The 12,165-nt window shown below is 64.9% G+C and carries 11 protein-coding genes; 4 read left to right on the top strand and 7 right to left on the bottom strand.

Going from position 1 to position 12,165, the window contains the following annotated elements; translation table 11 throughout:
- Positions 1-170: 170 nt before the first annotated feature.
- From AC07XB_RS01705 to AC07XB_RS01685, 5 genes are all read right to left on the bottom strand, one after another.
- Positions 171-1,160 carry a Bug family tripartite tricarboxylate transporter substrate binding protein gene (locus AC07XB_RS01705; protein ID WP_492810081.1) on the bottom strand — a complete coding sequence of 330 codons (990 nt, stop codon included), beginning with the start codon at positions 1,158-1,160 and terminating at the stop codon, positions 171-173.
- Positions 1,145-2,155: a tripartite tricarboxylate transporter substrate binding protein gene (locus AC07XB_RS01700; protein WP_492810079.1), complete on the bottom strand. Its 1,011-nt coding sequence runs from the start codon at positions 2,153-2,155 to the stop codon at positions 1,145-1,147. The genes AC07XB_RS01705 and AC07XB_RS01700 overlap by 16 nt, the downstream gene beginning before the upstream one ends.
- Positions 2,156-2,221: 66 nt before the next feature.
- Positions 2,222-3,289: a hydroxyacid dehydrogenase gene (locus tag AC07XB_RS01695; RefSeq protein WP_492827229.1), complete on the bottom strand. Its 1,068-nt coding sequence runs from the start codon at positions 3,287-3,289 to the stop codon at positions 2,222-2,224.
- Positions 3,286-3,963, bottom strand: a complete 678-nt coding sequence (locus AC07XB_RS01690) for an RraA family protein (protein WP_492810075.1) — start codon at positions 3,961-3,963, stop codon at positions 3,286-3,288. Before AC07XB_RS01690 ends, AC07XB_RS01695 begins: the two co-directional genes overlap by 4 nt.
- A 62-nt stretch (positions 3,964-4,025) precedes the next feature.
- Entirely contained in the window at positions 4,026-5,165 is a 1,140-nt protein-coding gene (locus AC07XB_RS01685; RefSeq protein ID WP_492827231.1) for an alpha-hydroxy acid oxidase, read from the bottom strand.
- Positions 5,166-5,425: 260 nt separating this feature from the next.
- On the opposite strand from AC07XB_RS01685, the gene AC07XB_RS01680 reads away from it, so the two are divergent.
- A complete protein-coding gene (locus AC07XB_RS01680) occupies positions 5,426-6,328 on the top strand; it encodes a LysR family transcriptional regulator (protein ID WP_492827233.1) in 903 nt (300 codons plus the stop codon).
- 438 nt (positions 6,329-6,766) lie between these two features.
- Here AC07XB_RS01680 and AC07XB_RS01675 read toward each other — a convergent pair whose 3' ends face one another.
- Positions 6,767-7,675, bottom strand: a complete 909-nt coding sequence (locus tag AC07XB_RS01675) for a LysR family transcriptional regulator (protein WP_492373709.1) — start codon at positions 7,673-7,675, stop codon at positions 6,767-6,769.
- A gap of 174 nt (positions 7,676-7,849) precedes the next feature.
- Between AC07XB_RS01675 and AC07XB_RS01670 the strand changes: the two genes are divergently transcribed.
- Positions 7,850-8,839, top strand: coding sequence for an SLAC1 anion channel family protein (locus AC07XB_RS01670; RefSeq protein ID WP_492827235.1), 990 nt, complete (start codon positions 7,850-7,852; stop codon positions 8,837-8,839).
- A gap of 37 nt (positions 8,840-8,876) precedes the next feature.
- Complete coding sequence (gene mug, locus AC07XB_RS01665; protein ID WP_492827359.1) at positions 8,877-9,467, top strand: G/U mismatch-specific DNA glycosylase; 591 nt, start codon at positions 8,877-8,879, stop codon at positions 9,465-9,467.
- Here mug and AC07XB_RS01660 read toward each other — a convergent pair.
- Positions 9,464-10,237, bottom strand: coding sequence for a GntR family transcriptional regulator (locus AC07XB_RS01660; RefSeq protein ID WP_492827237.1), 774 nt, complete (start codon positions 10,235-10,237; stop codon positions 9,464-9,466). The genes mug and AC07XB_RS01660 overlap by 4 nt on opposite strands.
- A gap of 237 nt (positions 10,238-10,474) precedes the next feature.
- Here AC07XB_RS01660 and AC07XB_RS01655 point away from each other — a divergent pair, with 237 nt between their 5' ends.
- Complete coding sequence (locus AC07XB_RS01655) at positions 10,475-12,151, top strand: GMC family oxidoreductase (RefSeq protein ID WP_492827239.1); 1,677 nt, start codon at positions 10,475-10,477, stop codon at positions 12,149-12,151.
- Positions 12,152-12,165 lie beyond the last annotated feature (14 nt).

Genomic DNA, 12,165 nt, shown 5'->3' with positions numbered 1-12,165 from the left:
CATTGGCTGAATTCGCGCCCCTTAGGTACTGGCAATAGGATGGGGATATGAGCTGCATACTTTGAAAGCTCGATGAGTAATGTACGGGCACCCTGATGCTTGTCATCATCCGTCAATCGCAGACGCATGGTAGGCGTGGCGCGGAAGAGGCAAGGTTCCGCATCGCCGCCCTACTCCGCCTTCGCCCCCGAAATCCGGACCTGTTCCGCTGCTGTCGGCATCTGTTTCTTCACGAAAGTCCAGAACTCGTCCACGCCCATCGGCTTAACCGGCAGCGAACCCTGTTCGGCGAACTGCCGTTGCAGGGCCGGGTCGCGTAGCGCCTGCGTCAGGGATTCATTGAGCCGCTCCAGCGTGAGACGGGGTGTGCCGGCCGGCGCTACCAGTCCGTACCAGGAATCAGTGTAGAAGCCCTTCAGCCCGGCTTCGTCGAAGGTAGGTACATCGGGCAGCGCGGGCAGGCGCTGGTGCGCGGCCACGGCCAGCGCACGGACCTTGCCGGAGCGGATGAAGGGCAGCGCGCCCGTGGTGATGACGAAGTCGACGCGGCCGGCCATCAGGTCCGTCATGGCGGGCGCTGTGCCCTTGAAGGGGATGTGCGCGATGTCCACGCCTGCGAGTTTCCTGAAGACGGCTCCCGCCAGGTGCTGGCTCGAGCCGACGCCGCCGGAGCCGTAGTTCAACTGGCCGGGCTGGGCGCGTGCCTTGTCGATCAGGTCGCGCACCGAGCGCAGCGGCGAGTCGCGCGGTACCAGCAGCACGCTTGGCGACGTGGTGATCAGCCCGATCGGCGAGAAGTCCTTGAGCGGGTCGTGGTTCAACCGGCTGTAGAGTGCGGAGTTCAAGCCATGCGAAGCCACGGTGGCCAGCATGATGGTGCTGCCGTCGGGCCGCGCGCGGGCAGCTACGTCGGTACCGATATTGCCACCCGCACCAGCGCGGTTGTCAATCAGGATAGTCTGTCCCAGCGCCTTCGACATGTGCGCCGCCGCCAGCCGCGCCACGGCGTCGGACGGGCCGCCTGCGGGCCAGCCCACGATCATCGTGACCGGCCCCGGCAGCAGCGGCGCCTGTGCGGATACCGACGCGGATACCAAAGCGGATGAGACCAGGACGGCGCCGACTGCCAGCGCCGCCAGCCAGCTTACTTTTCCTGCCATGGCATCTCCTTCCAGAGCTGGCGGAAGCCTGCATCGCCGCGTTCGAGTTCGGAGGCATACGCAGCGGGCGCCAGATAGCGCAGCGGGGCATACATGGCGTCGGCCTGCTGGCGGAACTGCGAATCGGCGGCCACGCGTGCCATGGCGTCGACAAGCTTCTTGCGCACCGGCTCCGGCAAGCCTTTCGGTGCGGCCAGGCCGCGCAGCGAGGCCAGTTCGATGTTGAAGCCCTGCTCGCGGAACGTGGGGACGTTTGGCGCAAGCACGGCACGTGTCATGCTCATCTGTCCCAGGAACCTGATCGGCGTGCCGCCCTTCTGGAACGCCAGCGCTTCGCCCACGTTGATGGCGCCGATAGTGATCTGCTGGCTGGCCAGGGCCGCGCGGACTTCTCCGGCGCCCTTGTAGCCCACATGGGTCAGTTTCACGCCCGACGCCTTCTCGAACAGCAGCATCGCAAGGTGGTCGTCCGAACCCACCCCGGTGGTGCCCACGGTCACATGGCCCGGATTTGACTTAGCGTACGTCACCAGCGACGCCAGCGAATCAATGGCATTGCTGTTGTTCACGGTGAAGCCGCCCGGATCGTCCACGAGATTGCCGATCAGGTCATAGCTCCTCCACGTGAACGTGGTTTTCCGCTCGATCGGAATCGTCAGCAGGTTCGGCGTGTTGATGAAGCCGATCGTGTAGCCGTCGGGGGTGGCGCGCGCCAGTTCCGCAAAGCCGATGGCACCGCCGGCGCCAGGCTTGTTCTGGACCACGATGGTGGCGCCGAGCTGTTTTTCCAGATGCCGGGCCAGCAATCGTGCGACCAGGTCGGTGCCGCCGCCAGGCGCGTAGGCCACGATCATTTCGATCGGGCGGTTCGGATAGGGCGCCTCGGCATGGGCCGCGCCGGGGATGGCGGCGCCGACTGTACCGACAGCGAGAGCAAATGCGGCAGCCAGGCGCAGGGGCAGGTGCCGAAGCCGAAAATCGGGAGTTCGATGCATGTTGTGTCTCCTCGCCAGCCCTCCAGGGGTGACGTATTTTTAGTTCAAACGTTGCGTCGGTCTGGCCTAGCCCATCTCCGCCCGTAGTGCGGCCTCGATACGCTGGCGCGCGCGCGGCCACACCTCGGGGTTCACCAGGCGCTCGGGCCGGGCACCAATCGCCAGCAGCTCAACGATTTGCGTGGCGGCCAGCGTGGCGTTCCTGCGGCGGGCCTCATGCGTGACGCCTGCCGTGTGGAACGTAGCGACCACGTTCTCCAGCGCAAGCAGCGGATGGTCGTGCGGCGGCGGCTCCTGGTCCCACACGTCGAGCCCCGCCCCGGCGAGTTGGCCGCTTGCCAGCGCCGCGTACAGCGCGTGCTCGTCGTGGATGCCCCCGCGGGCCGTGCTGATGAAGATGCAGCCGGGCCGCATCGCGGCAAACGCGGCGGCGTCCATCATGCCCAGCGTGGTGGCATCGCGCGGGCAGTGCAGCGATACCACGTCGGCGGTGCGCAGCAATTCGTCGAAGCTCACCCGTTGCGCGCCGCGTGCGGCCATTTCCTCCGTGTCGAAGGCTGGATCGCAGCCGATGACGCGCATGCCGAAAGCCCGGCCCAAGGCCGCCGCCCTGCGTCCGGCGTGTCCCACACCCACGAGCCCGAGCGTGCGACCGCGCAGCTCGTGCCCCATCAGGTCCTCACGGCTCGCGGTGGTGTCCGTGCGCATGCGCCGGTCGGACTCGGTAATGCGGCGCAGCACGGCCAGCATCAGGCCCAGCGTCATCTCGGCCACCGAGTCGGCGTTGCCGCCGGCCTGGTTCATCACCGCCACGCCGGCAGCGGTGCAGGCGTCGATGTCGATGGTGTCGCAGCCCGAGCCGCTAGACGACACCGCCAGCAAGGCCGGGCAGCGCGACAGCAGGTCCGTGTCGACGAACCAGCGGCGCGGGATTTCGTCCTTGGCCGCCGTGATCTGGTAGACCTGCGCCCGGCTCAGTTGCGCCCAGGCTGCATCATCGGCGCCTTCGCGTGCGCAGGTGTGCAGCGTGACGCCGGGCGCGTCGCCGACGATGCGGTCGAAGGACGGATCCAGCCAATAGTCGAACCGCACCACCAGATGGTTCGCGTGCCTGGGGAGTGTGGGTGCGCTCAAAGTACCCCCTTGTCGCGCAGCGAACACTCCACCCAGCTACGGTCAGCGCGGCCTTGCGAGATCGATTCGAGCACGGCAGCCTCGGTGCGTTGCACCTCTTCCACGCGCGCGGCGATCAATTCGGCTTCCTCAGCGGGCACCACCAGCAGGCCGTCGCCATCGCCGATGACCAGGTCGCCCGGGCGCACAACCATGCCGTCGATGCAGACCGGGATGTGCAGCTCGCCAGGGCCATCCTTGTAGGGGCCGCGATGCGACACGCCGCGCGCATAGACGGGGAGCGGCTCCTTGCCGATGGTGTCGCTGTCGCGGATCAGTCCGTCGATCACAAAGCCCGCCGCGCCGCGCGCCATCGCCAGCGCCAACATGATCTCGCCGATGATGGCATTGGGTCCGGCCCCGCCGGCGTCCACCACGATCACATCGCCAGGCTCCGAGATGTCGATGGCTTTGTGCACCATCAGGTTGTCGCCGGGGCGCGTGCGGACGGTCAGCGCGCGGCCCACCAACGGGCCTTCGCGGCGATGGAAAGGGCGCAACTGCGTGGTGCCGACGGTCCGGCTCATGGCATCGCTGACATTGGCCACTGGAAAGCGCTTGAAACGCTCGAGCAGCGCGTTGCCGACAGTGGGCTCGGGCCGGGCGTGAATTCGGAAGCCGTGAGGCGTAGTCATCGGGATGTCTCCTGTGTTGGCCAGTGCGTCGGCGTGTTGGAATTGGGGTGGAGGGATGGTGCTCATACCGGTGCGCGCCGGATGCAGGCCGGGCCGATATCCGCCACGCGGCTCAGTCCGAGCATGGCCATGTCGCGCGAGATCTCGGCCTGCATCAGTGCGATGCCGTGCGACACGCCCGCGACGGACGCCACCGTCGCCGCATAGGCGAACGGGCGCCCGACGAACACGCAGCGCGCGCCGAGCGCGAGCGCCTTGATCACGTCGGTGCCACGGCGCACGCCGCTGTCGAGCATCACAGGCAGGTTTGGCACGGCGTCGACGATTTCCGGCAGGGCACGGATTGGCGCGATGGCGCCATCGAGCTGCCGGCCGCCGTGGTTCGAAACAATGATGCCGTCCACGCCGTACTGGCGTGCCAGCAGCGCGTCTTCGGCAGTCAGGATGCCCTTTACCACGAGCGGGCCCTTCCAGCGACGCCGGATCGTGTCAAGGTGAGCCCACGTGAAATGCGCCCGATCGGAAAAATCCCGCTCGACATTAGACGACAAGATCGGTGCGCCGCGATGGGCGTAGGCGTTCTCGAAATGCGGCACCCCATGCCGCGCCAGTGTGCGCGTGAAGGTGCCAAGCAGCCAGCGCGGGTGCGTGACGCCTTGCCAGGCCAGTGCGAGGCTTGGCCGAAACGGTGTGGAGAAGCCCGCGCGCAGATTGTTCTCGCGATTGCCGGCCACCGGCGTATCGACCGTGATCACCAGCGTCTCCACGCGAGCCGACTGGACACGCGACAACAGCCCGTCGATCTGCGCCATATCGCCTGGCAAATAGGCCTGGAACCATGTGCCTGGCTCTGCTTGCATGACCTCTTCCAGCCGGATCAGCGAAGAACCGCTCATGATGGCCGGCACTGCGGCCTGCCGGGCGGCCCGTGCCAGCACAATGTCGCCGCGATAGGCGAACAACGCGGAGATGCCCATCGGCGCAATGCCGAACGGTGCACCATAGCGCCGCCCAAACAGTTCGATGCCGAGGTCGCGCGTGGCCACACCGGCCAGCACGCGCGGCCGCAGCGCGATCTCTTCAAACGCGCTCCGGTTCTGCGCCAGTGAAACACTGTCTTCGACCGCACCGCTCACGTAGGCGTACAGCGGTCTGGGCAAGCGGCGATTCGCGAGTGCTTCGAAGTCGTTCAGCGCCAACACCCGCCTTCTCAGCCACGCGATATCACGTGCAGCCGAAGCAACTTGCTGCGGCGCAGCGGATGCGCCCCGGGCGGATTCCGGGTTGTGTGCTGTGGCCTGTGGGGCGCCATTGTGGGGGGCAACTGACATGTTCAAGGGGGACGGAACGCTGTGGTCTCGCGCCAAATCTAGCAATCACGACCCAACGAGAAAAGCGAAAAATAACGAAGGTATAATTTCGCTTTTTGGAAAAATTCACAGCGACTGCCGGCCGCCACCCCATGACTCTCAAGCAACTGGAAGCGTTTTACTGGGCCGCCACCTGCGTCAACTTCTCCGTGGCTGCGGAGCGGGTGCACCTGTCGGTGTCGTCACTGTCCAAGCGGGTGGCCGAGTTCGAAGCATCGCTGGGCGTGCAGTTATTCGACCGGAGCGGCAGGCGCGCAGAGTTGACCGCGCAGGGAGAGCAGATGCTGCCGCAAATTCGTGAACTGCTGCGCGCTGCCGCAGAGCTGGAGCAATCGGCCGGGCAGCGCCACGGGCTGATGGGACGTTGCCGCGTCGGGCTGGGCGAGCTGAGCGGCCTGACATGGCTGCCGAAGCTGTTGCGCGAAGTATCGACCCGCCATCCTGGTCTGCTGCTGGAGCCTTATGTCGATATCGGCCAGGTGCTCGAGCAGCGTCTGCACGATGGCGAACTGGACTTGGCGGTGCTGGCTGGCCCCTCCACGCGCAGCAGCCTTGCGGCCGAGCGGATCAGTCAGGTAGATTTCGCGTGGGTGGCCAGTCAGTCGTTTCTTGATGAGGCCGGCACAGAAGATCCTCAGACATTGATTTGCGAGCATGTGCTGCTGACCTTGCCGGTGGGCGCGGGCGGTACGCGGGTCCTCGATCAATGGCTGGCGTGCCGGGGGCTGATGGTGAACCGGCGGCTCATGTGCAATAGCTGGGGCGCGGTCGCCGGCATGGTCGCTGAAGGGCTTGGCTTTGCGTTCATGCCCGAGCAATGGGCCCAGGCGCTTGCGGCGCGCGGCGTGTTGAAGATCCTGCCGGGCAGCGATGCGCTGGAGCCGCTGCACTATGCCGTGCAATGGCGTCGCGATGACGCCCGCGTGGTGATCACCGCCATGCGTGACATTATCAAGGTCGTAATTGATTTCCAAGCGCCACGTTGTCTGGTCTAGGCGCCTTAGATCGTCGTTTGTTATGGAGATCCGGTTGGCCAAGGTACCCTGACGCCCCAGTTCAGCCGTGTTGAGATGGTGGGTGGCATAGCCGAAACTGTTAAGGGTTGTCCGATGCCTGCCCTTGCGCGCAGGCCTTCGAGCCTGCTGCGGAACTGGCGGGCAGGCGTCGGACAAACCTCAAGGAAGGAAACCGCGGATAGAGCGATGCTGCCTGAGCGAGCTACGCCCGCTATCGGGAATCGAATGGGCCTAGTTCGGCCGGATACGGCAGTGAACCCGGGCGGCCGCAAGGAAGCCGTAGCGAGGCGGCTCAATGAGCCGTCCCCGAAAGACACCAAACTTCAATACACCGGATGAACGATTCCATCAATCCGTTGCTTTGACCGGTTGAACCCACAACCGACTTGCGACGCTCGCACCCTCGGCCTGCAAACGTCAGACTTCGACCTCCACCACCCGAGCCTTCAAGCGCGGCGCGGCGAAATCAAGGAAAGCGCGCAGCTTCAGCGGCAGGATGCCCTGTCCGGTGTGAACAAGGCTGATGGGCCACGGCGCCGGCTCGAACGGTGCGAGCACGATCTTGAGCGCGCCGGCGCGCAACGCGCTCGCCATCTGATAAGACACCACGCGCGTGATCCCGACGCCGGCCACTGCCGCATCGACCGCGGCTTCGGCAGTGCTGACGGCAAGCCGCGAACGAACGGGCACCGCGATCTCCGACTTGCCCGACATGAAGGTCCAAACCTGCCGGGATGTCATCCGTTCGAACGTGATGCATGCATGCGCGGTGAGCTCGATGGGGTTCGTCGGCATGCCGTGTTCGGCGAAGTAGGCCGGGCTTGCGCACACCACCCGGCGCACCGTGCCAATCCGTGCCGCGACGAAACTGCTGTCGGGCAGTTCGGCAACCCGCAATGCGACATCGACGTGCTCTTCAAGAAGCGGCACCACGCGGTCGGTCAGCACCATCCGCACATCGATGTCCGGATAAGTCTTGAGGAAATCCGCGACCACGGGCAAAACGTGCAGGCGTCCGAAGACCAGGGGTGCGGTGATGACGATCTCGCCTTTGGGCGCCGCATACTCCCCCGAAGCTGCACGCTCCGCCTCCCCCACTTCCTCGAGAATGCGCCGGCATGCGGCAACATATGCTTGCCCGGCTTCGGTGAGGGAAAGCTGTCGGGTGGAGCGATGCAGGAGTCGCGTATTCAGGTGCGACTCCAGGTCTGCGACCTTGCGGCTCACCGTTGCGAGCGGCATCTTGAGTTGGCGCGCCGCAGCAGAAAAACTGCCTGCTTCGACCACGGCCACCAGGATCGACATGGATTCGAAGCGATCGGCCATGTTCTCAGTTTTTGGGAGGATGATTCTCAATAATGGCAGATTATCTTTATGCGTGGAAGAGCATAGTATCGGCCGCACCTCCCCGACAAACGAGGCGGCGAACGATTTGAGGCTGCTCGATTGGCTGCTCTGGGCCGCCACGTCTCAGGTCCCCAAGAATCTGGAGAATGTGCTGTGTCAACGCTTTCGAGTCCCCATCCGCAGTCCTTGCGGACAACCGCTTCCATCAGAAATTTGCCCGTCAACCTGTTTGCGTCGGTCATGGGCATTGCCGGACTGTCCATTGCGTGGCGCCAGGCCAGCCACGAGTTCGGGGTAAGTCCGCTGATCTCCGATGCAGCCGGCATCCTCGCCCTGGTGGTGTTCGTCGTGCTGGGCGTGGGCTATCTCGTCAAGGCAGTCAAACATCCTGAGGCGGTCGTCGCCGAGTACCGGCATCCCGTCGCCGGCAATTTCTTCGGCACGATCACGATCGCCATCCTGCTGCTTTCCTCGGTCGTTGCGCCACTGAGCCAGACGCTTGCCGAAGTCATGTGGACGGTGGGTACCATTTTCACGCTTGCGCTCTGCTTCGCGATTGCGGGCCGGCTGCTGCGGGGAAAGATCGACGCTGCGCACGCGGTTCCCGCCTGGTTCATCCCGGGTGTGGCCACATTGGATATCGCCGTTGCCGGCGGGACCATGCCAATGCCGTGGGCGCATGAAGTCAACTTGTTCGCGCTGGCCGTGGGAACGATGATTGCCCTCTTGTTCTTTACGATGATCATGTCGCGCATGATTCACCACGAGCCGCTGCCCGCCAGCATGGTCCCTTCCCTGCTGATCCTGATGGCGCCGTTCGAAGTGGGCTTTCTTGCCTACACCAACTTTACGCAGCAGGTCGACACCTTCTCCGGGTTGCTGTTCTACTTCGGTCTCTTTGTATTCCTCACACTGGCGCCCAAGGTGTTTCGCGGGGGAATCCCGTTCGCTTCGGGTTGGTGGGCAATCAGCTTTCCAATGGCAGCGCTGGCGATTGCCTCGCTGAAATACGCGATGTTCGTCCAGGCCTGGCCCGTGAAGGCGATTGCCATCATCCTGCTCGCCATGCTGACCCTCGCGATTGGGGTTCTCTTTGTCAAAACGCTGCACATCCTCCTGAACGGTAAGCTGCTCCGCGGTTGAAACGGCAACCGACATGACCGAAGTTCAGGACCTGTGCATGCTCTCCGACCCGACAGGCGGTGCGCCGTCGCTACCGTCGCCACCGCCACCGCCACCGCTACCGGACGTGATATCGGAAGGTTTGGCAGTCGTTTTTTGTGGCATCAATCCCGGCATGAGAGCGGCGGCAAGCGGCCACCACTTTGAAGGCCAGGGCAACCGCTTCTGGCGAGTCTTGCATCTGGCCGGTTTCACGCCAGTGCTGATGCGCCCCGAAAACGACCGGGACCTGCTCGCCCATCGATGCGGATTGACAACGGCCGTTGCCCGGCCTACCGCGCGGGCCGATCAGCTTTCACCGCATGAATTTCATGCATCGACATCGGCGTTGCTGAAGAAAATCGAACTTCACCGCCCCACCTGTATCGCCTTCCTGGGGAAGGCCGCATACGCAGCCATTTCAGGTCAGCGGCAGGTCTTATGGGGACGCCAGAATGCGATGTTGGGTGGGTCGACTGTGTGGATCCTTCCAAATCCGAGCGGGTTGAACCGCTCGTTCAGCCTCGATGACCTCGTTGGGGCTTATAGAGCGTTGTACCTTGCGTATGCCTCGCCAGGTTTCGTGACGCTGCCCGGCAGCGCAGGCTAACGCATCACCATCGCCTTGTGGGAGTAACGATCGCCCCGAAAGATCAGCTCGGATGTACAAAGCGCGATGCCACGGATATCGATCGGCGTGCACCGCAGGCGTAGCAACGGGGTGCCGTCCGGGACCCCTAGGCGCCGCGCCACATCCCCGGCGGCAGGGATCGCCGAGCTTTCGGTTGCGACCGATTTCAGGCGGTAACCCAGCCGGCTCTCGAAGATGGCCATGACGTCGTTGGTCTCAATGTCCTCCTTCACCAGCGCGCGGATCACCGCTTCGTCACCCATGATCATGAAGAGGGCCGCGGGTTCGGCATTCGACATCCGGAGCGTCGTGGCGCAAAGCAGCGCAGCGCCCGGATTCAGGCCCAGTGCTTCCACGGCAAACGCCGGCGCCTTGATCTTGCGCACCGAGACCAGCTTGCCATAGGCGAGCTTCCCCCGTGCGCGCGAAGCCTCATAGAAACCCGTCAGCGGCCCCAGGCTCGAGGTCTCGGCGGGCCGGGTGACGAAGCTGCCCTTGCCGTTGACTTTCTCGATCAGGCCGCTGGCGTGCAGTCCGGCCAGCGATTGCCGGACGGTGATGCGGCTGACGCCAAACTCTGCCATCAGTTCGGATTCCGACGGCAGCTTGGCACCAGGCCCAAGCTGGTTGTCGACGATGCGCTGGCGGAGTTCTTCTTCGATTTGCCTGAATCTGGGCTGGGGCGTGGTCAAGGTCCGGGTCCTTCGTGTTCTGCGCGAATCACCTGGCTGGCGATCCCGGCGGCCCATGGATTATACCTATCATGACAGGATGCCTCACTCACCCTTGACCTGTTATAACAGGTCGTGGCAGTATTGACCCGCCAAGAGTACGGCCGACCGTACCGCCGGCCAGAGATACGGAGCGAGACACAGACGCACCGGTTGCCAGTCAAGCGCAACCCCCGGTGTGACCCTTTGCGCCCTCTTGTGTCTTGCGCGGCGATACCGGCCAGCGAGCAACGCTTCACGATACGAGAGAACGGAATGAGCAACCCATCACAGAATTCCCGCGCACAAGCGGCCGCGGCGGAGTATGACTACATCGTCGTCGGCGCGGGCTCGGCCGGCTGCGCCCTGGCGGCGCGGCTGGCGGAAGATCCGGCGGTCACGGTGGCATTGCTGGAGGCTGGCCCGCACGACCATCACTACAGCGTGTGGACGCCGCTCGCCCTGGCGGCGGTGGTGCCCAAGCCCGGTCCGCGCAATTACGCTTACCGCACCGTGGCGCAGCCGGGCCTGGACGGGCGGCGTTCCTACCAGCCGCGCGGCCGGGGGCTGGGCGGCAGTTCTTCGATCAATGGCATGGTCTACATCCGCGGCCACCGCAACGACTACAACCTTTGGGAGCGCCTGGGCTGCAAGGGTTGGGGCTACGACGATGTCCTGCCCTACTTCCGCCGCAGCGAGCGCAACCAGCGCGTGGGCGATATGCACCATGGCAACGATGGCCCACTGCATGTCAACGACCTGCGCACGCCGAATCCCTTCTCGCAGCGCTTCGTCGCGGCGGCCGTGCAGGCCGGCTTGCCGTTGAACCCTGATTTCAATGGCGCGGAGCAGGAAGGTGCCGGCCTGTACCAGGTCACGCAACGCAACGGCGAACGCTGGAACAGCGCACGGGCCTACCTGCATGGCGGCAACGCCGCCGACACCGCCCTGAACGGCGGGCGCCGTGGCCTGACCGTGCTGACCGAGACGCAGGCGCTGCGCGTGGTCTTCGACGGCAAGCGCGCCACCGGCGTGTGCGTGTCGCGCGCCGGCGCCGAGCAGACCCTGCGCGCCAGGCGCGAAGTCATCCTGAGCGGCGGCGCCTTCAATTCCCCCCAGTTGCTGCTGGCCTCGGGCATTGGCCCCGCATCGCATCTGGCTGAGCACGGCATTGCCATGGTCCACGACCTGCCGGGTGTCGGCGAGAACCTGCAGGATCACCTCGACATTACCCTGTGCCAGCAGGTCCGCTCGACCGATCTGTTCGGCTACAGCCTGGGGGGCGTGTTCCGGATGCTCTCGGAGATCCGGCGCTACCGGCGTGAGCGCACCGGCATGGTCAGCTCCAACCTGGCGGAAGCCGGCGCCTTCATCAAAAGCCGCCCCGATCTCGCCGAGCCGGACTTGCAACTGCATTTCATGCCCGGACTCTCGCCCACCCACACTGGACTGGGCCGGCGCGAACTGAAGCATGGCTTTACCGGCCTTGCCTGCGTGCTGCGCCCACAGAGCCGCGGAAACGTGCGGCTGCAATCGGCCGATACGCGCGATGCGCCGGTGATCGATCCGCGTTTCCTGTCGGCCGAAGCGGATATGGCCGGCATGGTGGCGGGCATCAGGGCGATGCGCCACATCTTCTCGCAGCCGGCGCTGGCAGGCGCGGGCGGCAAGGCGCTGCTCACCGGCGCGTTCGGCGCCGGCGAGGGCAATGAAGAGGCTATCCGTGCTTACATCCGCAAGCACGCGGATTCTGTATTCCACCCCGTCGGCACCTGCAAGATGGGCACCGACGATATGGCGGTGGTGGACCCCGAACTGCGCGTGCGCGGCGTGGAAGGCCTGCGCGTGGCGGATGCCTCGATCATGCCGACCCTGATCGGCGGCAACACCAATGCGCCGGCCATCATGATCGGCAAGAAGGCCGCGGACCTGATCCGCGCCGCCAATCGATAAACAGCAGGTGAACT

The organism is Cupriavidus sp. GW821-FHT02F09 (genome assembly GCF_059421605.1).
The sequence above is the reverse complement of the archived record's forward strand: the minus strand, read 5'-3'. Positions and strand labels throughout refer to the sequence as shown.

What these genes read in the sequence shown, in the direction of transcription:
- AC07XB_RS01705 (WP_492810081.1), bottom strand. Translation starts at nt 1,160, where the DNA reads ATGGCAGGAAAAGTAAGCTGGCTGGCGGCGCTGGCAGTCGGCGCCGTC.
- AC07XB_RS01700 (WP_492810079.1), bottom strand. Translation starts at nt 2,155, where the DNA reads ATGCATCGAACTCCCGATTTTCGGCTTCGGCACCTGCCCCTGCGCCTG.
- AC07XB_RS01690 (WP_492810075.1), bottom strand. Translation starts at nt 3,963, where the DNA reads ATGACTACGCCTCACGGCTTCCGAATTCACGCCCGGCCCGAGCCCACT.
- AC07XB_RS01680 (WP_492827233.1), top strand. Translation starts at nt 5,426, where the DNA reads ATGACTCTCAAGCAACTGGAAGCGTTTTACTGGGCCGCCACCTGCGTC.
- AC07XB_RS01675 (WP_492373709.1), bottom strand. Translation starts at nt 7,675, where the DNA reads ATGGCCGATCGCTTCGAATCCATGTCGATCCTGGTGGCCGTGGTCGAA.
- mug (WP_492827359.1), top strand. Translation starts at nt 8,877, where the DNA reads ATGCTCTCCGACCCGACAGGCGGTGCGCCGTCGCTACCGTCGCCACCG.
- AC07XB_RS01660 (WP_492827237.1), bottom strand. Translation starts at nt 10,237, where the DNA reads ATGGGCCGCCGGGATCGCCAGCCAGGTGATTCGCGCAGAACACGAAGG.
- AC07XB_RS01655 (WP_492827239.1), top strand. Translation starts at nt 10,475, where the DNA reads ATGAGCAACCCATCACAGAATTCCCGCGCACAAGCGGCCGCGGCGGAG.